23 protein-coding genes are annotated in these 22,245 nt (G+C 69.4%); 9 read left to right on the top strand and 14 right to left on the bottom strand.

All coding sequences use genetic code 11. The features are described from left to right. Positions 1-98: 98 nt before the first annotated feature. Positions 99-878 carry an alpha/beta hydrolase gene (locus tag ACWF7A_RS14030; RefSeq protein WP_452250835.1) on the bottom strand — a complete coding sequence of 260 codons (780 nt, stop codon included), beginning with the start codon at positions 876-878 and terminating at the stop codon, positions 99-101. A 91-nt stretch (positions 879-969) separates the two neighbouring features. Between ACWF7A_RS14030 and ACWF7A_RS14025 the strand changes: the two genes are divergently transcribed. Further along, complete coding sequence (locus ACWF7A_RS14025; protein WP_452250834.1) at positions 970-1,527, top strand: TetR/AcrR family transcriptional regulator; 558 nt, start codon at positions 970-972, stop codon at positions 1,525-1,527. Between the two features lie 25 nt (positions 1,528-1,552). Here ACWF7A_RS14025 and ACWF7A_RS14020 read toward each other — a convergent pair whose 3' ends face one another. Continuing rightward, positions 1,553-4,156 (bottom strand): glycoside hydrolase family 3 protein, encoded by a 2,604-nt coding sequence (locus ACWF7A_RS14020; RefSeq protein WP_452250833.1) that lies wholly within the window; start codon positions 4,154-4,156, stop codon positions 1,553-1,555. Positions 4,157-4,477: 321 nt separating this feature from the next. Further along, positions 4,478-6,124 carry a glutamate--tRNA ligase gene (locus ACWF7A_RS14015; protein ID WP_452250832.1) on the bottom strand — a complete coding sequence of 549 codons (1,647 nt, stop codon included), beginning with the start codon at positions 6,122-6,124 and terminating at the stop codon, positions 4,478-4,480. A 100-nt stretch (positions 6,125-6,224) separates the two neighbouring features. Between ACWF7A_RS14015 and ACWF7A_RS14010 the strand changes: the two genes are divergently transcribed. Next, entirely contained in the window at positions 6,225-6,845 is a 621-nt protein-coding gene (locus ACWF7A_RS14010; protein WP_452250831.1) for an L-threonylcarbamoyladenylate synthase, read from the top strand. On the opposite strand, the gene ACWF7A_RS14005 is transcribed toward ACWF7A_RS14010, so the two are convergent. Beyond that, positions 6,846-8,669 carry a S8 family serine peptidase gene (locus ACWF7A_RS14005; protein ID WP_452250830.1) on the bottom strand — a complete coding sequence of 608 codons (1,824 nt, stop codon included), beginning with the start codon at positions 8,667-8,669 and terminating at the stop codon, positions 6,846-6,848. Between the two features lie 241 nt (positions 8,670-8,910). On the opposite strand from ACWF7A_RS14005, the gene ACWF7A_RS14000 reads away from it, so the two are divergent. Beyond that, a complete protein-coding gene (locus ACWF7A_RS14000) occupies positions 8,911-9,864 on the top strand; it encodes a hypothetical protein (protein ID WP_452250829.1) in 954 nt (317 codons plus the stop codon). Positions 9,865-9,932: 68 nt separating this feature from the next. After that, positions 9,933-10,091 carry a hypothetical protein gene (locus tag ACWF7A_RS13995; RefSeq protein WP_452250828.1) on the top strand — a complete coding sequence of 53 codons (159 nt, stop codon included), beginning with the start codon at positions 9,933-9,935 and terminating at the stop codon, positions 10,089-10,091. A 106-nt stretch (positions 10,092-10,197) separates the two neighbouring features. On the opposite strand, the gene ACWF7A_RS13990 is transcribed toward ACWF7A_RS13995, so the two are convergent. After that, complete coding sequence (locus tag ACWF7A_RS13990; protein WP_452250827.1) at positions 10,198-10,779, bottom strand: NUDIX domain-containing protein; 582 nt, start codon at positions 10,777-10,779, stop codon at positions 10,198-10,200. Positions 10,780-10,901: 122 nt separating this feature from the next. On the opposite strand from ACWF7A_RS13990, the gene ACWF7A_RS13985 reads away from it, so the two are divergent. Beyond that, entirely contained in the window at positions 10,902-12,005 is a 1,104-nt protein-coding gene (locus ACWF7A_RS13985) for a helix-turn-helix domain-containing protein (protein WP_452250826.1), read from the top strand. On the opposite strand, the gene ACWF7A_RS13980 is transcribed toward ACWF7A_RS13985, so the two are convergent. The 6 genes from ACWF7A_RS13980 to ACWF7A_RS13955 form a co-directional block, all read right to left on the bottom strand. Beyond that, positions 12,002-12,484, bottom strand: coding sequence for a DUF6346 domain-containing protein (locus ACWF7A_RS13980; RefSeq protein ID WP_452250825.1), 483 nt, complete (start codon positions 12,482-12,484; stop codon positions 12,002-12,004). The genes ACWF7A_RS13985 and ACWF7A_RS13980 overlap by 4 nt on opposite strands. After that, positions 12,481-13,530 (bottom strand): WXG100 family type VII secretion target, encoded by a 1,050-nt coding sequence (locus tag ACWF7A_RS13975; RefSeq protein ID WP_452250824.1) that lies wholly within the window; start codon positions 13,528-13,530, stop codon positions 12,481-12,483. The genes ACWF7A_RS13980 and ACWF7A_RS13975 overlap by 4 nt, the downstream gene beginning before the upstream one ends. Further along, complete coding sequence (locus tag ACWF7A_RS13970) at positions 13,530-13,826, bottom strand: hypothetical protein (protein WP_452250823.1); 297 nt, start codon at positions 13,824-13,826, stop codon at positions 13,530-13,532. Before ACWF7A_RS13970 ends, ACWF7A_RS13975 begins: the two co-directional genes overlap by 1 nt. Further along, entirely contained in the window at positions 13,823-14,377 is a 555-nt protein-coding gene (locus ACWF7A_RS13965; RefSeq protein ID WP_452250822.1) for a YbaB/EbfC family nucleoid-associated protein, read from the bottom strand. The genes ACWF7A_RS13970 and ACWF7A_RS13965 overlap by 4 nt, the downstream gene beginning before the upstream one ends. Positions 14,378-14,491: 114 nt before the next feature. After that, positions 14,492-15,388: a streptomycin biosynthesis protein gene (locus tag ACWF7A_RS13960; protein WP_452250821.1), complete on the bottom strand. Its 897-nt coding sequence runs from the start codon at positions 15,386-15,388 to the stop codon at positions 14,492-14,494. A gap of 79 nt (positions 15,389-15,467) precedes the next feature. Next, on the bottom strand, positions 15,468-15,860 hold the full coding sequence (locus tag ACWF7A_RS13955) for a CoA-binding protein (protein ID WP_452250820.1): 393 nt from the start codon (positions 15,858-15,860) through the stop codon (positions 15,468-15,470). A gap of 117 nt (positions 15,861-15,977) precedes the next feature. On the opposite strand from ACWF7A_RS13955, the gene ACWF7A_RS13950 reads away from it, so the two are divergent. Next, a complete protein-coding gene (locus tag ACWF7A_RS13950; RefSeq protein ID WP_452250819.1) occupies positions 15,978-16,400 on the top strand; it encodes a YciI family protein in 423 nt (140 codons plus the stop codon). Positions 16,401-16,417: 17 nt separating this feature from the next. Here ACWF7A_RS13950 and ACWF7A_RS13945 read toward each other — a convergent pair whose 3' ends face one another. Further along, positions 16,418-17,131, bottom strand: a complete 714-nt coding sequence (locus tag ACWF7A_RS13945; protein ID WP_452250818.1) for a LysR substrate-binding domain-containing protein — start codon at positions 17,129-17,131, stop codon at positions 16,418-16,420. A gap of 57 nt (positions 17,132-17,188) precedes the next feature. Between ACWF7A_RS13945 and ACWF7A_RS13940 the strand changes: the two genes are divergently transcribed. Continuing rightward, the gene (locus ACWF7A_RS13940; RefSeq protein WP_452251148.1) at positions 17,189-17,554 is read left to right on the top strand and encodes a DUF5997 family protein; all 366 of its coding nucleotides are present in this window, start codon (positions 17,189-17,191) and stop codon (positions 17,552-17,554) included. 7 nt (positions 17,555-17,561) lie between these two features. Here ACWF7A_RS13940 and ACWF7A_RS13935 read toward each other — a convergent pair whose 3' ends face one another. Next, positions 17,562-17,702 carry a hypothetical protein gene (locus tag ACWF7A_RS13935; protein ID WP_452250817.1) on the bottom strand — a complete coding sequence of 47 codons (141 nt, stop codon included), beginning with the start codon at positions 17,700-17,702 and terminating at the stop codon, positions 17,562-17,564. Positions 17,703-17,983: 281 nt separating this feature from the next. Here ACWF7A_RS13935 and ligD point away from each other — a divergent pair, with 281 nt between their 5' ends. Next, on the top strand, positions 17,984-18,928 hold the full coding sequence (gene ligD / locus ACWF7A_RS13930) for a non-homologous end-joining DNA ligase (protein WP_452250816.1): 945 nt from the start codon (positions 17,984-17,986) through the stop codon (positions 18,926-18,928). Continuing rightward, positions 18,918-19,850 carry a DNA polymerase domain-containing protein gene (locus tag ACWF7A_RS13925; RefSeq protein ID WP_452250815.1) on the top strand — a complete coding sequence of 311 codons (933 nt, stop codon included), beginning with the start codon at positions 18,918-18,920 and terminating at the stop codon, positions 19,848-19,850. The genes ligD and ACWF7A_RS13925 overlap by 11 nt, the downstream gene beginning before the upstream one ends. On the opposite strand, the gene ACWF7A_RS13920 is transcribed toward ACWF7A_RS13925, so the two are convergent. Continuing rightward, the gene (locus ACWF7A_RS13920; RefSeq protein WP_452250814.1) at positions 19,829-22,243 is read right to left on the bottom strand and encodes a caspase family protein; all 2,415 of its coding nucleotides are present in this window, start codon (positions 22,241-22,243) and stop codon (positions 19,829-19,831) included. The two genes, ACWF7A_RS13925 and ACWF7A_RS13920, sit on opposite strands and share 22 nt — an antisense overlap. Positions 22,244-22,245: the final 2 nt, after the last annotated feature.

The following is a 22,245-nucleotide window of genomic DNA, read 5'->3' as shown; positions in this document are numbered from 1 at the left end:
ACCGGGCGTATCCGGGCGTTGCGGCGGTGCCGTCTCCGGGTCCCTCGGCCGCCACTGTCGCCCAACGAGACTTGCGGGACCGCGCCTAGTGGCGTGCCTCAGAACTTCTCGGCCCAGTTCAGGGCGTAGTCCGCGACCTCTTCCCAGCCCTGCGTGCCCATGACGAAGTGCGGGCGGTTCGGGAACTCCTTGATCTCGGTGACGGTGGGCGTCTTGTAGCGGCGGGCGTTCTCGCGGTTCATCGACGCCGGGACGACGTTGTCGCCCTCGCTCGCGATGAACAGCAGCGGCGCGCGGTCCGGGTTCCTGTAGTCGACCTTCGTCGCGTTGTGGGTGGTGAAGTTCGCGGTCGCGGCCTGCCACAGCGGACGGCCGGGTGCGGTGATGGCCCACTTCTGGCGCAGCTCCTCGGCCTCTGCAGCGGGCAGCGTGTTGGTGAAGGCGTAGTGCCATTCCTCGGGCGAGAGAGCCACGTTGCGCTTGGCGTTGGCCGGGTTCTTCAGCACCGGGAACGCGGCCTTGAGCGATGAGAACGGCAGGCCCAGCGTGCCCTTCGCGGGCGCCGAGTGGATCGCGACGCCGGCCTTGCTGAGGCCGCGGTCCAGCAGCTTCTGGGTGATCAGGCCGCCGAACGAGTGACCCATGATGATCGCGTCCTCCGCGTGGTGGTCGCGGATGAACTTCTCGACGTGGTCGGTGATCTCGACGACGCCGAGGCCGTTCGCGATCTCCGGGTGGGCCCGCATCTCGGCGACCTCGCCGTAGCCGGGCCAGGTCGGCGTGAGCACCTCGTGGCCTGCGGCCTCGAAGCGCTCGGCGACGTTCTTCCAGCTGCCCGCGGTGAGCCACAGTCCGTGAACCAGCACGATCTTCGACATTTCCGTCTCCCTCGGTAGTGGAGAACGCTCGTTCTCCGGCCTGAGTGCTAAGGTAGAGAACGAGCGTTCTCCAGCACAAGGGGTTATCGAAGTGACGACGGACACAGAGGCTCGTGAGAAGGTCCTGGAAGCCGCTGACCGGCTGTTCTACGCGAAAAGCGCGCACGCGGTCGGCATGGACGAGCTGCGCTCGGAGGCCGGCGTCTCGTTGAAGAAGCTCTACCAGCTCTTCGACGGCAAGGAGGCGCTCGTCGAGGAGGTGCTGCGCAGGCGGGAGGAGGCCATCACCGCCGCGACCATGACGTACGTGCTGCGCGAGTCGACACCGGAGGAGCAGATCCTCGCGGTCTTCGACTGGATGGCGGACTCGTCGGGCACGACCGACTTCCGCGGCTGCGCGTTCATCAACTCCTACGCGGAGCTGGGGCCGTCCTCGGAACGCGTGACGGCGGTGGTGCGCCACCAGAAGTCCGGCGTGCGGGGCGCGCTCGCGGCGATGGTCGCGGCGACGGGCCGGCCGGAGTGGGTGGCGGACTCGATCTTCCTGCTGTTCGAGGGGGCGATGACGAACACGGCGATCACGGTGTCGTCCGAACCCGCCCGGCAGGCGCAGAAAGCGGCGCGCTTCCTGCTGGAGAAGACAGCCTGAAGCGCGCCGCGAACCTAGCTACTGCTTACGTACAAGGCAAAGCATCGGCATCGGCGCCCGCCTTGGGCACCCACCGGATGTTCGCGAACGAGGCCTGGAACGCGCCGTCGGTGTAGACGAGGAACGGCGTGTTGACGGACTCGAGGTCCAGCCCCTTGTTCGAGAAGCAGGAGACCGGGATCTTGACGGTCGACTTCTGCCCGACGGGGAGGTCGCGGAACGCCTGCGTGGCATCGATCTCGGCCATGCACGGGTACTGGCAGTGCGAGCTGATGACCGTGCGGTTGGCCGGGGCCTGGTGCACGATCACGTCGAACACGATGGCCGCGTTGGCGTTGCCGTAGCCGCGCAGGTCGCTGACCGCGGGGCTCTGCAGGTACACCTGGCCGGGGCCGGTGCCGGTCCACGTCGTCTTGAGCGCGTCCTGCTGGACGTTGACGTCGGACTGCACGACGTTGATCTCGGCGTGCGAGGCCTGGCCGTCGGGCCCGACCACGGTGCCGCCCCAGTTCTCCGCCGAACCGATCATCGAGACGTACGGCGCGATGTCGGTGCGGTTGAAGACCTCCAGGTCCTCGGTGGCCGTGCCACCGCCACCACCGGAGCACAGGACGCCGGGGCTGGTCTCGTCGAGCTTGCCGACGTTGCCGGTCTGCCAGTCGCGCAGGCCGTAGCCGAGCTTGAACAGCGGCTTCTTGGCGGGCTCTCCGGCGAGCGCCGGGCAGGCCTCGCCCGGCCACGAGTAGGACAGCTTGCCGCTGAAGCCGTTGTGGCGGCCCTTGATCAGCAGGTCAGCGATGCCGCCGCCCTCGGAGCCCGGCAGCCAGGCGGCCACGAACGCGTCGGAGCGGTTGATCTCCTTGTTCATGTACAGCGCGCGGCCACCGACGTAGACGGTGATGACCGGCTTGCCCTTGCCCGAGACCTTGTCCAGCACGGCCAGGTCCTGCGGCTGCAGGCGGGCGGACTCGAACGACCGCTTGCCCAGGTCGCCCACGCCCTCCGCGTACGGGGTCTCACCGATCACGGCGATGACGGCGTCGAACTGCGACGCGTCCACACCTTCGGCGGTCTCGGCGAACGTCACGTTCGCGGCGCCCAGGGTGTCCTGGATGCCCTTGAGGATGCTGGTGGCGTTGGGGAAGTCGGCGTTGGTGTTGCCGGTGCCCTGCCAGGACAGCGTCCAGCCACCGGTCTGGTTGCCGATGTTGTCGGCGCTCTTGCCGACGACGAGGACCTTGCTGCGCTTGGAGAGCGGCAGCACGCGCTTGTCGTTCTTCAGCAGCACGGCGGACTCTCGCACGGCCTCGCGCGCCAGTTCCTTGTGCTGCAGGGCCTTCTGGGAGCCCGCGTGCTCACGCTGCGAGGGCTTCTTCGCCTCGAACAGGCCGGCGCGCAGCTTGACGCGCAGGATGCGGGTCACGGCGTCGTCGATGCGGGCCATCGAGATCTCCCCGGCCTGGACCTGGGCGATCGTGTTGGTGATGAGCGCCTTCCAGTCGTTCGGCACCATGAGGATGTCGAGGCCGGCGTTGATCGCCGCCGCACAGCTGCCGTTCGTGCAGCCCGGAACCTGGCCGTGGCCGTTCCAGTCGCCGACGAGCAGGCCGTCGAAGCCCATCTTCTCCTTGAGGATGCCGGTCTGCACGTACTTGGAACCGTGCACCTTGCCCTCGTTGATGACGTCGTTCGTCCAGCTGTTGAACGAGATCATCACCGACTGGGCACCCGCGGCGAGAGCGCCGTAGTAGCCCTGGCCGTGGATGTTGATCATGTCCTTCTCGGACGAGGCGTTGACGCCCTGGTCCTTGCCGCCGGTCGTGCCGCCGTCACCGAGGAAGTGCTTCGCGGTGGCGATGACGCCGTCCGAGCCGATGCGCTTCTTCGCGTTGTCCTGCAGGCCCCTCACGGCCTCGTAGCCGTAGGCGCGCGTGATGCGCGGGTCCTCGGAGAAGCCCTCGTACGTGCGGCCCCACCGGTCGTCCTGCACGACGGCGAGCGTCGGCGCGAAGGCCCAGTCCTGGCCCGTCGCACGGATCTGCTCGGCCGTGGCCTCGTTGATGTCGCGGATGAGGCACGGGTCCTGCGTGGCGCCCAGACCGATGTTGTGCGGGAAGACCGTCGCGCCGTAGACGTTGTTGTTGCCGTGCACCGCGTCGATGCCCCACATGACGGGGATCTTGGTGCGCGACTGCTTCGAGGCGTCGAAGTACGCGTCGGCGAGCGCCAGCCACTCCTGCGGCGTGGCGTTCTTCTTGGCGCCGGGCCAGCTGCCGCCACCGTTGAGGACCGAGCCGAACCCGTAGGTCGTGACGTCCGCGGCCGTGATCGCGGCGATCTCGGGCTGCGTCATCTGGCCGACCTTCTCGGCCAGCGTCATGTCCTTGAGGATCGCCTTGATGCGGGCCTCGTCCTTGCGGTCACCGTCGAGCTGGCTGTCGACCTTCGGCCAGCCCTTGAGCTCCGGCAACGACTTCTCGATGCGAGCACAGCCGTGCTCCGTCCTCGGCTGCCCGATGACCGTCTGCTTCGGCGGCCAGTGCTGCGCTTCCTGCGCGCCGGCCGCCGAGGTCGCGCTGGCGGCGAGCGTCAGCCCCAGCACTGCGGCGAGAGTGCTTCTCCAATGCATGCCGCGATCCTCAACGGCGTGTTACGTCCACGTCAATGGGAACGCTCTCACGACTTTTTTTCCGGGAAACTTCCAGGACGAAGTTCCCATACCGGGCTTGGGGTTCGTCAAAGCCCGACGAGGTCCCACCGGAGACGGCCCTGAGCCCCGCGGGACCGCCGCGGGATCGGCGGAGGCCTGCACCGATTCACCAAGCCGATGGAGGTCCGTCCACGCCCGCGGACGGTCTCGTGGCGACCCGCTGCCCCGGCTGGACCCCCTCCGGACAACGTGAACGGCCCCTGACTCCCGCGGGAGTCAGGGGCCGTTCACACACGTGCGTCAGCCGGCGAGCGCGCGCACCCGCCGCAGCACCTCGTCCGCACCCAGCGTGCGGGCCACGGCGTGCAGGTCCGGGCTCGCCTTGGAGCCGGTGAGCGCGACGCGGATCAGCTGCGCCGCCTCACGGATCGAGCCGGGGTACGCGTCCGGGTTCTTCTTGAGCTCCTTGGGGTTCGGCGCGAACCCGTGCTTCGCGGCGAGCTCGCGGATCTGGCCGAACCACTCCTGGCCGTCCTCCAGGTCCGCGTAGCCGTCGGCGAAGTCCGCGGCGAACGCGGAGATCAGCTCGGGCGACAGGCCGCCGAGACGCTCGTCGGAGCGGTCGGAGACGAGCGGGAAGAGCGACGGGAAGAAGAAGCCGTAGGCGGTGCGGAAGTCCGACCACTTGCGGAGGTCCTTGCGCGGGTTCGCGACCTCCGGGCCGCGCTCGACCTGCAGGGCCGCCAGGGCGGCGTCGCGCTCCGCGGTCAGCACGGAGACCAGCTCGGGGTCGTAGGTGGCGGCCCACTCCGAGACGCGCTCCACGATCTCCTCACCGGAGAGCGTGGCCACGTAGTCCGCGCAGATGTCGTCGAGCTTCACCAGGTCGACGAGCGGGCCCGCGACGCCGCACTCGGCCAGCGAGATCGGCGTGGACAGGGCCTCGGCCAGCGGCAGCTCCGCGAGACGCGCGTTCACGAGGCCGCGCAGGTAGTACTGGACGGCCTGCGCCGGGAAGCCCGCCTCGATGAAGAACTCGACGGACGCCTCGGGGTCCTTGCGCTTCGAGAGCTTGCGGCGGGAGCCGCCCTGCTGCTTCATCAGCGGCGCGATGTGGGCGTACTCGACGCGCTCGAAGCCCAGGGCGTCGAAGAGCTGCAGGTGCGTCGGGACCGAGGAGATCCACTCCTCGCCGCGGATCACCAGGTTCACGCGCATCAGGTGGTCGTCGACGGCGTGCGCGAAGTGGTACGTGGGCAGGCGCGGCGACTGGTCGGACGCCTTGAGGATCACCACGTCGTTGCGGTTGGCGTCGTGCTCGAGCTCGCCGCGGATGGCGTCGGTGAACTTGGTGCGCTCCCCCGCCTTGCCCGGCGAACGGAAGCGCACGACGTACGGACGGCCCTCGTCCAAAGCGGCCTGAACGTCCTCGGCGGTCTTGTCGCGCCAGATCGCCCACCGGCCGTAGTAGCCCGTCGGCAGCTTCGTGGCCTGCTGGCGCGCGGTGATGTCCGCGAGCTCTTCCTTCGTCGCGAAGCACAGGTACGCGTCGCCGGAGCGCACGAGCTCACGCACGTACGTCAGGTAGATCTGCTCGCGCTGCGACTGGTGGTACGGGCCGTAGGCGCCCACGGCGTCGGCCTCGTCCGGCTGGATGCCGAAGTACTCGAACGCCTGGTTGAACTGCGCGACCGCGCCCTCGACCTCACGCGCCTGGTCGGTGTCCTCGACGCGCACGATGTACGAGCCACCGGAGTGGGTCGCGATGTCGCGGTCGATGGACCCGACGTACAGGCCGCCGATGTGCAGGAACCCGGTCGGCGACGGCCCCAGGCGGGTGACCTTCGCGCCTTCGCCCAGCCCGCGGGGCGGGTACTGCTCCTCCCAGTGGGACGGCTCGGGCAGGTCCGAGGGGAACAGGGCGTCGACGACGGCACGGTCGAGCATCGCTAGGGGTCTCCAAACCAGGGAAAGAAGTACGCCCAGGTTATCAACGTGCGCGAGCCGAAATGCTGGCCCCCGGATGATCGGCCTAAGCTGCCGGGTCATGGCCAAGTACCTCGACGTCCACCCGGTCAACCCGCAGAAGCGCGCCATCGACCAGGCAGTGCGGATCCTGCAGGAGGACGGCCTGATCGCGTACCCGACCGACTCCTGCTACGCGCTCGGCTGCCGGCTGGGCAACAAGGACGGCATCGACCGCATCCGGGAGATCCGCAAGCTCGACGACAAGCACCACTTCACGCTGATGTGCGAGAACTTCGCGCAGCTCGGCCAGTTCGTGGTGGTGGACAACGCGGTGTTCCGCTCGATCAAGGCCTCCACGCCGGGCAACTACACGTTCATCCTGCCCGCGACCAAGGAGGTGCCGCGCCGCATGATGCACCCGAAGAAGAAGACGGTGGGCGCGCGCATCCCGGACCACGTCGTGACGCAGGCGCTGCTGGAGGCGATGGGCGAGCCGCTGCTCACGTCCACGCTGCTGCTGCCCGACGAGGCGGAGCCGCTGGTGCAGGGCTGGGAGATCAAGGAACGCCTGGACCACGTGGTGGACGCGGTGATCGACTCCGGGGAGTGCGGCACCACGCCCACCACGGTGGTGGACTTCTCGAGCGGCGAGGCCGAGATCATCCGCTACGGCGCGGGCGACCCCGACCGGTTCGAGTAGCTAGGACACGACCAGCGCGTAGTCGGCGTCGGTCGCGGCGGTCTCGACGTGACCGTCCACGTTGACCGAGGTCGCGATCACCTCGACCGTCCAGTTGCCCGCGGCGGGCGTCTGGACGAGGACGTTCTCCACGGTGTCGACGGTGTTCGCGACCCCGCCGGACGTGGACCAGTTGCCGGCCAGCAGGCCGTTGTTGCCCCAGTAGACGGTGCCGTTGGGGGCGGTGACCTTCAGCGTCAGGTCGTTGACGGTCGCCTTGGCGGCGGTCGGCGAGCCGGCCGGGTCGGTGTAGGCGAGGGTCGCGCGCAGCGGCGTCTGGCCGTTGGACGCGACGGTGTACTTGCGCGACTGGCCGGTGGCCAGCAGGTCGGTCTCGTTCACGAGCACCGGCAGCTTCCAGCCGCCCGCCTTCGCGCGGTCGTAGAGGTTGCGCACGGACGCGGTGCCCCAGCCCTGGTGCGTGCGGGTCTGGTCGTGCGTGGTGCCGGAGAACGCGTGCTGGTCGGCGGTGTTGATCAGCAACGCCTTCGCGGTCGCCGCGTGCGGGCGGGAGGCGAACACGTCGCGCTTCTTGCCGGGCGCTCCGTCGAACACGCCGTCGGCCCACATCTGGAACAGCAGACCGGCGTTGCCGCAGGTGATCGGCGTGGCGCCGGACGTGCCGCCGAACGACGTGGTGTACGCGGTGTCGCTGGTGGACGTCGTGGTGTCGATGCGGTCGTAGAAGTTCGAGATCTCCGGCTTGATGCGGCCGTCGGCGGCGGGGCCGATCGACGCTCCGCCGTTCCACTTGTCATCGGCGCGCGAGGCGGTGTTGTAGTGGTAGTGGCCGCCGACCGACAGCACGTTCTTCGCCCAGGCCTGCGGACGTGAGCTTCTGGTGCCCGCGTTGCTCTGCGACTGGCAGATCAGCAGGTCGTGGTCGAAGACGATCCGGTCCATCTGCTGCGAGATCGAGTTGTACGCCGTGGTGAGCGAGTCACCCCAGCTGTTCGACTGGAACACCGCGCGGTACTGGCCCGCCGGGTCGACGAGCTGCTTGGTGTGGGCGTAGCGGTCGCCGGTGTTGTAGACGGCCGTGATGCCCTGGCCCTCCGGCAGCAGGCCGCGGTGCGCGGCCGAGACGCCGGACGCGAAGATCTGCCCGTACGTCGACGTGCCGTGCGAGGTGTTCGTCGTGTTGGCGGTGTGCTGCAACGGCGGCCGGGCGCGGAACTCCTGGTGCGTGATGCGGAACCCGCCGTCCATCACCTCGCCGCGCACGCCCTGGCCCTTGTAGCCGCCGACCGACTCGACGTAGTTCGCACCGGACGACTCGCGCGAGATGGCCATGTCGGTCTCCGGCGCGGACACCGGGTCGATCGCGATCACGGCGGGCAGCTTCGCGAGCTGCGCGGCCTGGCCCGCGTCCAGCGTGGCCATGATGTGCTCACGGCTCTCGGAGATGACGTTCACCTTGCCGCCCAGGGACTTCACCTTGGCGGCGACGGCCTTCTGGTCACGCGCGTCCTGCTCGACCAGCGTGATCAGGTAGTCGGAGGAGCCGCCCAGCGCCATGATCCGCGGCTGGGCCTCGAACGGCGTCACGCCGCTCACGTAGCTCAGGCGCGAGACGCGCGCGGCGTCCGTCATGCGGGCGAGGTAGGTGCCGTCCTGGACGAACGTGCCGAGACGGACGCCGAGCCCCTGGAGCTGGTGGCGCTGGCCGTCGGACAGGGTGGTGCGGAACTGCAGCAGGTAGGCGCCCTCGGCCGGGGCAGCGACGGCAGGAACGCCGCTGATCAGCGAGAACACGGCGGCGACGCTCACTATTGTGCGCAGCACGAATACAACCTCCATCGGCAGGGGTGGCGGCGACCGGAGGGAGTCACCGCCCGTGACCAGCACGTTACTCGCGAAGACCAGGTCAGGACATCAGTCGTTCGGCGGTGATCATCTCGCGGGACGGTGTAGAAGAATCCGTTCGCCCGCGATATTCACGTTCACCCGGATGGTGCATCCGGAGTAACGTCCGATCAGGTAAGCCCGACATGCCCGGCAAAGCATTTCCGCGCGCGGAGGACGGATGTCTGTCTCACCTGAGCAGCTGATGGAAGAACTGCGCACGTTGTGCCGGGGGCGCGGTGTGCAGACTCCGGGTATCGACTTGCACGTCGGCCCGGCGTTGCGCCAGGTGTGCGGCGTCGTCGAGACGGACGGCGCGGAAGCGGTGCGAACGAAACTGCGCGACTGGGTCGCGAACGCGGCGCGCGCTTTCCCCGTCGAGGTCCGCAACGCCGTTCTGGCGCCGCTCGGACTGCACGACGACGCGCAGTTCCGGTTCCTCAACGAACGCATCGAGTGGCTCGCGCGGCAACAGGACCGCGGTGCGCGCACGGTGCGCAGGAGGATGGACGCCGGACTGCAGCGCCTGGTGGAGGTGGCGCTGCAGCCGGCTCCTTCGACGACGCACGTGGCGCCGTCCGAACTGTGGCACGTCAAGGAGTTCGACGCGCTGCTGAAGCTGGACGGTCCGACGCCCGCGTGCACGGAGCGCCGGACCGTGGTGGCCGACACCGATGGTGTCAACGAGATCGCGTGGTCGATCACGATCCCCTCCCCCACGCCCGATGGTGCTCCAGGTGACCTGGACGTGGAGGTGTTGCACGGGGTCGAGCTCATCGGCCACGAACGTCCGTCCCCGCGGCGGTTCCTCATGAAGCTGCGGTTGCCCCGACCCCTCAACGCAGGACAAACGCACCAGTTCGCGCTCGAGGTTCGCGTACCGCGTGGACAGTCGATGCGTCCGACCTACGTGTTCTGGCCGGAGCGGATGTGCGAGTCGTTCCGGTTGCGGGTGCGATTCGACCGGGACGACCTACCGGGATCGGTGTGGCGCGTCGAGGAAGCCCTGGCGCGCGACACCGATGACCTGACGCCTTGGCCGCAGACGCTGCCGCTGGACGAGATCGGGGAGATCGACGTGCAGTTCCCCCACCCTCGTCAGGGCCGCGGCTACGGCGTGCAGTGGACGCCGTAGCGAGTAGCCGGAGACGCTCAGATCATCTCGATGCAGAAGTGCGGTTCCACGGCTGACACCTCCCTTTGATGGTCAGGGAGAACCGCAGTCCGAAGTCGAGTCAGATCACCGTTGCAATGAAGACGCTGCCGGCCATGAATCCCACGAAAAGGCAGATCGCGGCAACCTTCATGACGGTGGCGAGTGAGCAGATCATTCTCATCGAGAAATTCACCTTCTCATTCTGACTGGCTTTCGGGCTGTTGTTCTCGCCGATGCACCAAGAGTGGCTTTTCGCCAGTCGAATGAGAACGGGTTTCCTGTTTCACGCTGAATGAGGAAACCCTGCGGGCACTATTTCTGGGTCGTGCGGCGCAGCGCCATGACGAGCAGCGCGTGCGAACTGCCGGCGTGCGGGAGCATGCCCTGGCCGACGAGGTCGAGCGCGTGGCAGAACGGCATGGTCCGCACGCGCAGGTCCGCCTCACCGGGCTCGAGCGCCGGCTCGCCCTGGGTGAGGTCGGTGGCCAGGAAGATGTGGTCGACGTGGTTGCTGAGGCTGTCGGCGCCGTGGATCTGGCCGAGCCGTTCCCACTTCGCCGCCCGCAACCCGGTCTCCTCCGCGAGCTCACGACGTGCCGCGGCCAGCGGATCGGTGTCCGTCTCGTCGACGGCACCGCCGGGCAGTCGCCACTCGGTGCCGCCGTGCGTGTAGATCCACTGGCGGGTGAGCACGACCTCGTCGTCGTCCTGGATCGCGAGGACGGTGACCGAGCCCGGCGCCACGACGTGGGTGTAGGTGCCGTGGCCGCCGTCGGGTCTGACGACGCTGTCGGCGCGTACCTCGAACCACTGCGACCGGTGGACCACGTTGGTCGCCAAGCGCTGCCAGACCATCACCACACCAGCCGCCTCGTCGGACCGCGTCATCACCATGACTCACATGGAACCATCGCCGACCGCTCCAGATAGCCCCAGTTGATCGTCAATCACAGGCCAATTAATGGACATTCCGCATTCGGGTGTTTGACGACGTACACACTTCCGGGGGGAGGGGGGTGAAGCCGTTGTCGCCCACGTTCGCCCAGGAGGTTCGCCGCCTGCGCAACGAGCGCGGGCTGTCGCTCAGCCAGATGACCGGCCTCGTACCGTACAGCAAGGGACACCTCAGCAAGATCGAGAACGGCCAGGTTCACCCGAACCCCGAAATGGCGAGGCTGTTCGACAACGTCCTTCAGGCTGACGGTCACCTGATCGAGCTAGCCGACGCCCCGGCCCGCCCGATCCCGAGCGACCACGCGACGCTGCTCACCTTCGACTCGATGTTCGACCACCACCGCGCGCTGGGCCACCGCCTGAGCCCCGACGTGGTGCTGTCGAGCCTGCGTCCCCAGGTCGACGCGCTGAGCTCCATGGCCCGATCCGCCGACGACCCCGGGCTGGGGCGCGGCCTGTGGCTGCTGGCCGCCCGCTACGCCGAGTACGCGGGCTGGATGGAACAGGAACGCGGTGACGACGGCTCGGCCGCCGAGCTCACCCGGCGCGCCGTCGAGTACGCGGCGAAGGGCGGCGACCCGGACCTGGCGTCCTGGGCCTGCGTCCGCATCTCCGAGTTCAACCTGTACCGCGGCGACGCGCACGCCACCGTCGGCTACGCCCGCAAGGCAGGCAAGTCCCGTTCGATCGCGGTGCAGGCGGCGGCCGCCCTGCGCGAAGCCCAGGGCTACGCCCTCGCCGGAGCCGCCGACCGCTGCCAGCAGGCACTGGACCGCGCCGCCGAGCTCCAGCGCGCCCTGAGCGATTCCCGTTACGGCTCAACGAGTCTCGTCGACCAGGTGGCCATCGCCCGCGCCTGGTCGTTCCACGACCTGGGCCGCCACGCCGAGGCCGCCGCCATCCTCGACACCCAGATGCCGCTGATCTCGCCCACGGCCCTGCGCGCCCGCACCCGCTTCGGCCTGCGCAGAGCCCTGGCGCACGCGGAGGCGGGCGACGTGGACCACGCCTGCGACCTGGTCGAGGACCTGCTCGACGACATCCGCCAGGTACGGTCCGCGACCGTCCACATAGACCTGACGGCGTTCAGCAAGTTGTTGTCGCGCCTGCGTCCCGCGGCCGGGCGCGAGGTGGCGGGCGAGATCGGCGAGATCCTCTTCGCCTAGCTCGGCGGCTTCGGTTGCTCGGGCTGCTCGAGGTCCTCCGGCATCTTCCGGAACCTCTCCGGGAAGGCCGGAACGGCGATCTTCGCCCACACGTTCAAGAACAGGATCGCGAACACGAACGTGCACAACCAGCCGATGAAGACATGAGGCCGTTCGTCCGGCGCGGACTGCGCACGCCGCATGGTGTGAGCGGCGTACTGCTTGCCGATGTCCGACGGGTCAAGCCAACCGGTCACGGTCGACGTGTTGACGGTGCCGCTCTTGAACCGACGCTCGATCCTGCAGTCGTAGTAGTAGCCGAACCCTCGCAGGGCTACGGGGCCCTTGCGCTCGCAGGACTGAGCCACCGCGATCATGTCGGCATTCTTCAGATCGCCGGGTTCGGCCTTGTCCCAGAAGAAGTTGAAGATCGTGGCTCCGAGCAGGTAGCCGAAGAACGGGACGAACAGGAAGGCGAAGACGCGATGCAGTGCTGTCACGACTTCTTCTCCTCGTCCTCTTTTTGCTTCAGCTCGCGCCAGTTCAGCCAGCCGCCGTTGTCCCAGACCTTGGCGACCTCCTTGCGGAACTCCTCGCCCATGGCCGGACCGATGTCCTTCGGCAGGCCGGTGAGACCGTCGACGAGGACCTTCTTGGTGGCCTGACCGGCTTCCGACGCCATCTCGCCGAGGTTGAACGCCCTCGTCTTGCGGGCGACGTCCGCGGCCTCGGTCGCCCGCAGCACCGTCACGAAGTCGTCGCCGCTCTTCGTGAGGTTCTTGCTCGCGTTCGCGAGAATGTCGTCGAGCTTCTTGAACAGACCACCGGCCTTGCCGAATGCACTGGTGAGCTTGCGGCACCACTCGATGCACTTGTTCGCGTACCGCACCGCGGTGGGCACGCACTCGGCGACGGCCCCGGCCACACCCGCGCCGAACGCCGCCATCGCCGGGGCCCAGCGCAGGCAGATGCTGATCAGCTTGCCGATCGCCTCGGTGATCAGATCGCGCACGATGTCGCGGACGACCTTGAGGATCGTCCGGCAGATCGTGATCAGGATGCCCATGCCGCTGGCAGCGGTGCCGACGGCGGCGTAGGTGTCCGCGCGGTCCTCGCTGAACGCGCGGTAGGCGACCGAGTCGTCGCCCAGCCACTGGTCGGCGTCCTTGCTGACGGTGCTCTTGAGGTCGGTGGAGATCTCGTCCAGGTAGCTGCCGACGGACTGCCACGTCTGGGCCATGCCGTCCAGCGTCTGCTGGTCACCGGTCAGCCAGTCGAGCGGTTCCTTCAGGAAGCTGACGTACTCGAACAGCCAGCCGAGGCCCGAGCTGAACAGGTACGCGAGTGGGTCGGTGGCGAACTTGGCGAAGTCGCCGGCAGCGCTCGCCACGTTCAGCAGACCCTCGGCCCAGTTGCCGTCCACGAAACCCTTCACGGCTTCGGTGGCGTCGTGGAACATCCGCAAGCCCTCGGTGTCCGCGGTCTCGGCACCGTCCCGGACCAACGGGTTCGGGGCCGGTGCGGGCCCCACGCTCGCGGAGGTCATCAGTCCTCCACCTTGAAGCGGTCGCGCTGCATCTCTTCGTTGTTCCTGACGTCCTCACGCCATGCGAGGACGCGCTTGTGGTGGTCGGTGGCGGCCTGTGCGGCTTCCTTCAGCACGTTCATCGCCATGTGCTGCGCGCCGGAGCAGATGGCCGCGAGCGGAATGCCGAGCAGCCCGAACGCCTCGGGGTTGTCGGACGCGCTGCCCGCGCCGACGGCGGTGTTGATCCGCCCGCCGATCTCGCTGACCCGCCCGGCATGACTCTCCATCTCGCCGAGGTCGATGCGGTAGTTCATCGCAGGAACCCTTCGTTGCCGAAGTCGTCGTCATCGTCGCCGGAACGGTGCCGGGGTGGCCGTGGCGACTGCCGCGGGGGTTGCTGCGGGGACTGCTGCGGGCGGGCTTGAGGCGGCGGCACTCCGTCGTCCTCGATGGCGCCCAGCCGCTGCTCGGCAGGCGCCCAGCCACCACCGGACGGATACGGCCCGGCTGGAGGCGGCGGCTGAGCGCTGCGCAGCTTGTCCATCATCATGTGCATGGCCTCGGAGTCGGCGCCCATCAACGGCGCCATGGCCTCCTGGACCGTGTTCGCGATCCTGCTCTGCGCCGCCTGCAGCGTGCGCAGGATGTCCTGCGCGACAACAGCACCGTCCTTGCGTTGCAGCGCCTGCCCCAGCTGCAGGCCGACCAGGTTGCCCGAGTCGTTCACGGTCACCGTGATCTGCCCGTCCGGGCTGCGTTCGGTGACCTGCAGGTGAGCGAGGTTCTCGCGGATGGCGTCGCTCTTGGCTCGAGCCTCGGCGAGCTTGCCCTCGTACTGGCTGAGCAGCTGCTCAGGGTCGATCATGCGTCCCCCAGGATCGCCTTGGACATCACGCGACCAGACGCTAGCGGAAGATCTTGCGCCATACGGGCTAACCGCCCTGATCCACTGGTCAGGGCGATCAGACCGGCAGGAGGACTAGACGGCGGTCCGCCGCCCTTCCCTCTCCAGCGCCTCGGCCATCTCCACCCAGGCCTCCGCACACCCGCGAGCCATGTCCGCGACCAGTTCACGGCAGTGCGCGGGCACCCCGGACACGACGGTGGACCACTCACCGGACGACACCGCGTGCGCCTCCAGCCAGCGCAGCACCAGCCGCCCGTGCTCGTTGAACCGCAGCGAGGGGTCCCGCCGCAGGATCGGCAGCGTGGCGTCGGGATCGCGCACGTCGCCGCGGCTCGCGGGCAGCACGGACTCGGCCCTCTCGGCGGCCCGCATGCGTTCGGGCACCGGGTCCATGCCGGCGCTCAGCCGGCGGCGGACGTCCCGGACGGTGCCGGGCGAGACGCCGGCCGCCCGCGCGATGTCGCGCAGCGAGGCGTCGGGCCGTTCCTCCACCATCCGTCCGGCGAGGCGGCGGCCCGCGGCGGAGTTGACCGGCCTGATCTTCCCGTCCCTGCCCACCCGGACCGGGGCCTGGCCTCCGACGGCGCGGCGCAGCACGCCGACGGACTTGGCCGCCAGACCGGTCGAGGCGGCGATGGCACGGTCCGACCACTGCGCGTGCGAGCGCAGCAGACGCCGTGCCGCCGCCTCGCGGTCGGCGGTCGAGAGCGTCGAGAGGTTCAGGGTGACCGACAGGCCGAACAGGTCTTCGGCGGGTCCGTCGACGTACTCGACCTCGACGGCGCGGCAGCCTCGCAGGACCGCCGCCTTCAGGCGGTGGGTGCCGTCGACGACCTTCATCGTCGAGCGGTGCACCACGATCGGTGACAGGTGGGCGCCCGAAGACGCCAGTGAACGGACGTAGTCGTCGCTGCAGCCACGGAGTCGTGGCGAGTCCGCGGACCGCAGCGCGGTGATGTCGACGAGCATGCTGAATCAAGCCCCCCAGGCTGAATCTCTCCGGAACCCCCAGGTGTCCGGAGACGACCAGAGCAGGTTAGCCAGATGTTCAACGGGAGCGCCACTCAATCGCGGGGCAAACGTCCATCACCATGCGCAGGCCTGCCTCACGGGCGCGTGCGTACGCGGCGTCGTCCACCACGCCCAGCTGGAACCACACCGCCTTCGCGCCGATCGCGACGGCCTCGTCGACGAACTGGCCCGCGTCCTCCGAGCGGCGGAACACGTCCACGACGTCGACGGGGAACGGGACGTCCGCCAGCGTCGCGTAGCCCTGCTCGCCGTGCACGGTCTCGGCGGACGGGTGCACCGGCACGATCTTCTTGCCGCGTTGCTGCAGGAAGCGGGCCACGCCGTGGGCCGCGCGGGACGGGTTGTCCGAGAGGCCGACGATGGCCCAGACCTGGCAGTTCTCGAGGATCCAGTCGACGTCTTCGCGCATGCTTCCCACACTAACCTTGTGACCACGGTCACAATCGGACGAAGCCGGTCGAAACGACGGGGGCGCCGATCGACGGCTGGGTAGAACAACACCGGACACCAGCCAGAGGAGATCGACATGCGGTTCATGGTCATCGTCAAGGCGAACGAGGACACCGAGAACTCCGTCATGCCCACCACCGAGGAACTGGCCGCGATGGGCAACTACAACGAGGAGCTCGTCAAGGCCGGCGTGATGCTCGCGGGTGACGGCCTCTACCCGAGCTCGAAGGGCGCGCGCGTCGCGTTCGACGGCAAGGGCTCGACGACGGTGATCGACGGCCCGTTCACCGAGACCAAGGAACTGATCGCGGGCTTCTGGATCTGGGAGCTGCCGTCGCTGCAGGACGCCGTGGAGTGGCTGAAGAAGGCGCCGTTCCAGGAGGGCGAGGTCGAGATCCGCCAGATCCACGGCCCCGAGGCGTTCGGTGACGCGCTGACGCCCGAGATCCAGGCGCAGGAGGACCGGATGCGCGAGCAGATCGCCGCGCAGAACCAGTGACTCCGTCCTGACAGGACTCAGCGACCGCGACGGGGTTTCACGCGCTTGGCAGGCTGCTTCTTCTGCTGGGGCGCGGGACCCCGTCGCTGCTGGGGCTTCTTCGGAACCTGCTTCTTGGCCGGTTCCGGCGCGGGACCGCGGGTGCTGTTGACCGTGCGGCCGCGGACGATGCCGATCAGGTGCTCGATCAGCTCGGGGTTCTCGTCGCGGATCGGGAACGACAGCGCGACGCGGGACTGCGGTGCGTCGGTGAGCGGCACGTACTTCAGGTCCTTGCGGTGGTGCAGCCGCGCGAGGGACTGGGGCACCACCAGCAGGCCGACGCCCGTCGCGACGATCTCCACGGCGGCCGCGGCCGTCTCCGGGCGGTCGTACCGCGGTTCCTGCCCGGCGGGCTCCTCCCACACGAGCGCGTCGTCGAGCGGCTGCCACAGGACGTGCTCGGCCAGGTCCGCGAGGGACAGTTCGTCGGCGGCGGCGAACTCGTGGTCCTTCGGGAACACGACGACGCTCGTCTCGGTGTAGAGCGGGATCGCGTGCAGGTCCTCGCGGTCGCCGGGCAGCCGCAGCAGCGCGGCGTCGGCCTCACCGGAGCGCACCTTCGCGGCGGCTGCGGCGACGGGCACCTGCACGAGGGTCAGCTCGGTGTCGGGCAGGCGTTCCTGCCAGACCCGCGCCCACTTGCCCGGCGTCACGCCTGGGACGTACGCGAGCGTGAACGATCCGGTCACGTGCTGAGGCTACCGGACGAGCCCGTTACTCTTTTCCGCATGAAGTCGCAGCAGACCATGAAGCCCGCCACCGCCGCCAAGAAGCTCGGCGTGTACCTCGAGGCGACGCCCGAGGAGTTCCAGGCTGGCGTCGTGTCGCGCGACGAGCTGAACGAACTGCAGGCCAACCCGCCTCAGTGGCTGGCGGACCTGCGCAGCAACGGCCCGCACCCCAAGCAGCTCATCGCGCAGAAGCTCGGCATCTCGACGTCGGGCCTCGTGCGCGCCGGCATCACCGAGGCGCTGACGACCGAGCAGATCACCGCGCTCAAGACCGAGAACCCGGACTGGCTGGTGCGCGAGCGCGCCACCTACAAGGAGTTCAAGGCCGAGGAGGCGCGGCTGGCGGAGAAGGCGCGGCTCGAGGCCGAGGAGCAGGACTAGGCAGACATCAGCCCAGCACGTACGGGATCTCCAGAGCTCCCAGCCCGGCGCGCTCCGACTCGCTCGGGGCGCGCCGTCCCGTTCCCACCAGCAGCACGTCCACGTCGGACCACGTCCTGGGGAGTGGTCCGGCGATCTGGTCGAGCATCTCGCGGCACCGCGCCAGGGCCCGCTCGGCGCGGCAGGTGCTGGAGCAGGTCGAGGTGGTGCAGCCGCGGCACGCAATGCCGCCTGCCCACGTCGTCGACGTGGTGCTTCAGCATCCACGGCTCCCCGCACGCGGCGGCGAGCCTGCGGGTCAGGGCCGCCAACGGGTCGCCGGCGGTGAGCTCGCCGACCGCTCTCAGGAGCGCCCCCAGGGCAAGCGAAAAGAGGTCCACCACCGCAAACTACGAGGATCGAGGCGGACGACCGGTTAGGTTGGTGGGCATGGGCAAGTCCCCGGCTGTGGAGCTCGAGGTGGAGGACCGCGTCGTGCGGATCTCCAACCCCGACCGCGTCTACTTTCCCGCGCGCGGCGAGACGAAGCTGGATCTCGCGAACTACTACCTGTCCGTCGGTGACGGGATCGTCCGCGCGTTGCGGGAACGGCCGTGCATGCTGCACCGCTTCCCCGAGGGCGTCACGGGCGAGAAGGTGCACCAGAAAAGGCTTCCGAACGGCGCGCCCCCGTGGGTGCGGACCGTGCGGGTGCATTTCCCCCGCTACAACCGGCATGCGGACGAACTGTGCGTCACGCACATCGCGGACGTGATCTGGGCCGTGCAGATGTCCACTGTGGAGTTCCACCCGTGGAACTCCCGTGCGGCGGACACGGAGAAACCCGACGAGTGGCGCATCGACCTCGATCCCGGTCCCACGTGCTCGTTCGACCGGGTGCGGCGCGTGGCGCTGGTGGTGCAGGAGGTGCTGGCCGAACTGGGCGCGACGGGGTTCCCGAAGACGTCCGGGTCGAAGGGCCTGCACATCTACGTGCGCATCAAGCCGGACCACGGGTTCCAGGACGTGCGGAAGGCGGCGCTGGCGTTCGCGCACGAGGTCGAACGCCGCGCGCCCGACGACGTGGAGACGACGTGGTGGCGCAAGGACCGCGACCCGTCGCTGGTGTTCGTGGACTACAACCAGAACACGCGCGACCGCACGATCGCCAGCGCGTACTCGGTGCGCGGCCATCCCGAGGCGACGGTGTCCACGCCGATCCGGTGGGACGAGGTCCCGGACGTCGACCCGCACGAGTTCACCATCGCCACCGTGCCGAAGCGCTACGCCGAACTGGGCGACCTGCACGCCGGGATCGACGACGCGGTCTGGTCGATCGAACCGCTGCTGGAGTGGGCCGCCCGCGACGAACTCGAGGTCCCCGATGAGCAGTAGCCCGCTGAAGTTCTCGTCGCTCGACCAGCCGCTGTTCGGAGGCCTGCTCAAGGGCGACCTGGTGGAGTACCTGGACTTCGTGGCGGACAGGTTCGTGCCGGTGCTCGCCGGGCGGCAGCTGTCGGTGTGGCGGATCCTGCGCGGCCAGGACCCGTTCATGCAGAAGAACGTCCCGAAGTACACGCCCTCGTACGTGCGCACGGTCGAGGTCTGGGCGGAGGCGTCGCATCGCAAGATCAAGTACGCGATCTGCGACGACGAGCAGACGCTCATGTGGTTCGCGAACCAGCGCGCCGTCGAGTACCACGTGCCGCTGTACCTCGGCGACCACTTCGGCGAGGACCACCACCAGACCCACATGGTGCTCGACATCGACCCGCCGGAGGGCGCCGGTTTCGACGTCGTCGTCGGGTCGGCGCTGCTGATCCGCGCGGCGTTGGCCGACGCGGGCCTGGAGAGCGTGGTGAAGACCAGCGGCGCCAAGGGCGTGCACATCTTCGTGCCGCTGCAGGAGCACTCCCCCGACGACGTGGCGGCGGCGACGCGTGCGGTGGCCGCGCGCGCGGAGAAACTCGACCCGTCGCTGGCGACCACGGCGTACATCAAGGCGGAGCGGGGCGGAAAGGTGTTCCTCGACTCGACCCGTGCCTGGGGAGCCACGGTCGTCGCCGCCTACAGCCCGCGGCTGCGCGAGGGCCTGCCGATCTCGTTCCCCGTGCCGTGGGACTCGCTGGCCGACGTCACCCCGGCCGACTTCACGATCAAGACCAGGTTCGACGGCGACCCGTGGACGACGCTGATGCCCGCGCCGCAACGGCTGCCGGACGACCTGGTGGCCGAGGGGCACACCATCCCGGTCGCCCGCGTCGTCGCGATGCACGAGGGCAAGCGCCGCAAGGCTCAGCGCGAACGCGAGAAGTAGGCGACGAGCGCGGCGGCCAGCGGCAGGCTCACGTGGGCGACGGTGGTGAACGTGGGTTCGCCGGCGGACACGTAGTCGTTGGCGCGGACGAGCACCCCGGCCGCGACGGCCGTCACCGCCGCGAACCGGGCGGTGCCCGTGCTCAGGGTGATGATCAGCGGGACGACGACCAGCCCGGCCAGGGCGGCGTGGGTGACGTACAGCGGGACCTCGGCGGTCAGCGTCATGACCGCGTCCAGCAGCAGTAGCGCGGGCCCGATCGTGCTGAGCCACCGCTTGTCGAGCCAGGTGCGGTAGGCCGCGAGTGCGACGAGCGCGACCGCGGCGGCGATCACCGTGACGTCCTCGCCGTCGCCGTTGATGGAGGTCAGGTCCCCGCCCGCGTAGGCGACGACGTAGACGCCCAGCGCGCCGAGCGCGCCTGCGGTCAGGGCGAGCCACCACGGGGTGGTCGTGGTGGCGAGGGCCAGGGCCGTGGCGGCCAGTGCGTACGGGACCCACTCGTAGGTCTCGCCGCCGCTGAACAGGCCGGTGGTGCCGGCCAGCAGACCCAGTGCGGCTCCCTGCGCCCAGGGGTGGTCGCGGCAGGTGATCACGAACAGGGCCGCTACCAGGGCCCACGGCCAGATCGCGGCGAAGAAGAAGGTGTTGGGGCCCGCTTCGGCCAGCACTCGGACGATGCCGCCGGGAACCGTCATCAGGCTGAGGACGAGCAGGGAGAGGGCCAGGCCTGCGGCGAGGCGGGGCAGCGCGGCGGCCACCTGGTGGTTCGGAATCGATACCGACTGGCCGGCCCCCTGGGGGGATTCACCCCCCATCCCAATCTTCTCAGGCGGCACCGACAGTTTTCGGGCTGTCGTGTCGTCCTCGGCGCGCAGCCTCGAGGTCGGGGCGGGTGCGGTGGCGGGCTTGCGAGCCGAGGCCGCGGGCACGGCAGCAGACACGGGTGCGCGCCCGATGCCGGACGCGGTGCCGGGTCCGGTGCCGAGTGCGGACGCGGTACCGAGTGTGGACGCGGTACCGGGTCCGGACGAAGACGCGGTGCCCGCCGCGGGTGCGGTGCCGGCACGGGCGGACGCGGGCTTCTCCCCCAACGCCTCCCGAGCCGCCGAAGCCACCATCCGGCTGTCGTCCTCCGTCAGCCGCCGCAACGCCAGCCGAGCCGCCAGCACCCGCCCCTCGTGCGCGACCGACAACAGCCGCCGCAGCTCGGGAATCGCCCCGGCCCGCACCCCGGGCAACGAGTGGTCGATCGCCTCCTGCAGCTCCGAGGGCAGCGAGGAAGGCACCGACACCGGACGCGCACGACGGGCGATGCGCAGGTCGCCGCGCACGTCCAGCATCCACTTGCCGGGAGTCTGGTGCGGGGTCACGCGGCGGACCCGGTCGTAGACGTAGTCGTACAGCTCGTCGAGGCCCACGTGGCCGTCCTGGTCGCGGTCGGCGTCGCCCGACTCCAGGCCCTCGACCAGGGCCGAGGTGAAGACGGACGGCTCACCCTCGGACGAGTCGGCCACGGCGGCGCCCTCGAAGGCGTACTCCATCGACGACGAGGCGGTGATGACGGCTCGGCCGCTGCCTCCGAACTGTTCCTCCAGGCCCACGGAGCCGCCGGCGCGGGCGACCATGCCGCGGCCGAACGCTCCGGAGTAGCAGCAGTCCAGGAGCAGGACGACCCGGCGGGAGCGGGAGCGGTTCATGCGGCGGGCCACGAAGTCCGCGGACACGGCGGTGCCGGCCAGGCGGGTCAGCTTGGTGCTGGACGTGGCGAAGTGGAGCTCCCCTGCCTCGTCCTTCACGCCGTGGCCGGAGAAGTGCAGGACCAGCAGGTCGTCAGGGGTGCGGTCGGCGAAGAAGTCCTCGACGGCCTCGTTCACCTCGGCGGCCGGGGAGTTGATCAGGGTCCGCACGTGGAAGGCGCCGATGCGCGGGTCCGCGAGCACCTCGCCGAGGCGGGCGGCGTCGTGGGCCGGGGCCCGCAGCGCGGAGAGGCCGGGGTCGGTGAACTCGTGGCTCGCGATGATCAGCGCGTAGCGGTGCAGGTGGCGGCCGAGCCACGCGGAACGCCGCGCCAGCTCCGCCTCCGTCGGGGCACCGGTCAGCTCCAGGGGCTCACCGTCCGCCTCGACCGTCACCGAACGGTCGCGGCGCTGGCCGAGCCACGACGACACGGCGTTGATCAGCGCGGCCAGGACCGTGGACGACGAGATCGTGGTCAGGAGGGTGCCGAGCTCGAGCGGGTCGACGGCCTTGGCGCCCGCGGGGGCCTCGCCGGAAGGAGAGGAAGAGACGGCGGCGAGCTCCCGCAACTCGGTCCCCAGGAACCCCGTGAGCTGCTCGATGCGCTCGTCGTCGGCCCCGTCCTCGTGCACGCGCAATGTGACGTCGGTCATAG

The organism is Lentzea sp. NPDC055074 (assembly GCF_053608005.1).
This window is presented reverse-complemented; position numbering and strand designations above follow the sequence as displayed.

Excerpts from the sequence above, each read along its gene's own strand:
- ACWF7A_RS13925 (WP_452250815.1), top strand. The coding sequence starts at position 18,918 with ATGAGCAGTAGCCCGCTGAAGTTCTCGTCGCTCGACCAGCCGCTGTTC.
- ACWF7A_RS13970 (WP_452250823.1), bottom strand. The coding sequence starts at position 13,826 with ATGAACTACCGCATCGACCTCGGCGAGATGGAGAGTCATGCCGGGCGG.
- ACWF7A_RS13940 (WP_452251148.1), top strand. The coding sequence starts at position 17,189 with ATGAAGCCCGCCACCGCCGCCAAGAAGCTCGGCGTGTACCTCGAGGCG.
- ACWF7A_RS13960 (WP_452250821.1), bottom strand. The coding sequence starts at position 15,388 with ATGCTCGTCGACATCACCGCGCTGCGGTCCGCGGACTCGCCACGACTC.
- ACWF7A_RS13920 (WP_452250814.1), bottom strand. The coding sequence starts at position 22,243 with ATGACCGACGTCACATTGCGCGTGCACGAGGACGGGGCCGACGACGAG.
- ACWF7A_RS14020 (WP_452250833.1), bottom strand. The coding sequence starts at position 4,156 with ATGCATTGGAGAAGCACTCTCGCCGCAGTGCTGGGGCTGACGCTCGCC.
- ACWF7A_RS14010 (WP_452250831.1), top strand. The coding sequence starts at position 6,225 with ATGGCCAAGTACCTCGACGTCCACCCGGTCAACCCGCAGAAGCGCGCC.
- ACWF7A_RS14030 (WP_452250835.1), bottom strand. The coding sequence starts at position 878 with ATGTCGAAGATCGTGCTGGTTCACGGACTGTGGCTCACCGCGGGCAGC.
- ACWF7A_RS14015 (WP_452250832.1), bottom strand. The coding sequence starts at position 6,124 with ATGCTCGACCGTGCCGTCGTCGACGCCCTGTTCCCCTCGGACCTGCCC.
- ACWF7A_RS13955 (WP_452250820.1), bottom strand. The coding sequence starts at position 15,860 with ATGCGCGAAGACGTCGACTGGATCCTCGAGAACTGCCAGGTCTGGGCC.
- ACWF7A_RS13965 (WP_452250822.1), bottom strand. The coding sequence starts at position 14,377 with ATGATCGACCCTGAGCAGCTGCTCAGCCAGTACGAGGGCAAGCTCGCC.
- ACWF7A_RS13990 (WP_452250827.1), bottom strand. The coding sequence starts at position 10,779 with ATGGTGATGACGCGGTCCGACGAGGCGGCTGGTGTGGTGATGGTCTGG.
- ACWF7A_RS13950 (WP_452250819.1), top strand. The coding sequence starts at position 15,978 with ATGCGGTTCATGGTCATCGTCAAGGCGAACGAGGACACCGAGAACTCC.
- ACWF7A_RS13975 (WP_452250824.1), bottom strand. The coding sequence starts at position 13,530 with ATGACCTCCGCGAGCGTGGGGCCCGCACCGGCCCCGAACCCGTTGGTC.
- ACWF7A_RS13995 (WP_452250828.1), top strand. The coding sequence starts at position 9,933 with ATGGTCAGGGAGAACCGCAGTCCGAAGTCGAGTCAGATCACCGTTGCA.
- ligD (WP_452250816.1), top strand. The coding sequence starts at position 17,984 with ATGGGCAAGTCCCCGGCTGTGGAGCTCGAGGTGGAGGACCGCGTCGTG.
- ACWF7A_RS13935 (WP_452250817.1), bottom strand. The coding sequence starts at position 17,702 with ATGCTCGACCAGATCGCCGGACCACTCCCCAGGACGTGGTCCGACGTG.
- ACWF7A_RS14000 (WP_452250829.1), top strand. The coding sequence starts at position 8,911 with ATGTCTGTCTCACCTGAGCAGCTGATGGAAGAACTGCGCACGTTGTGC.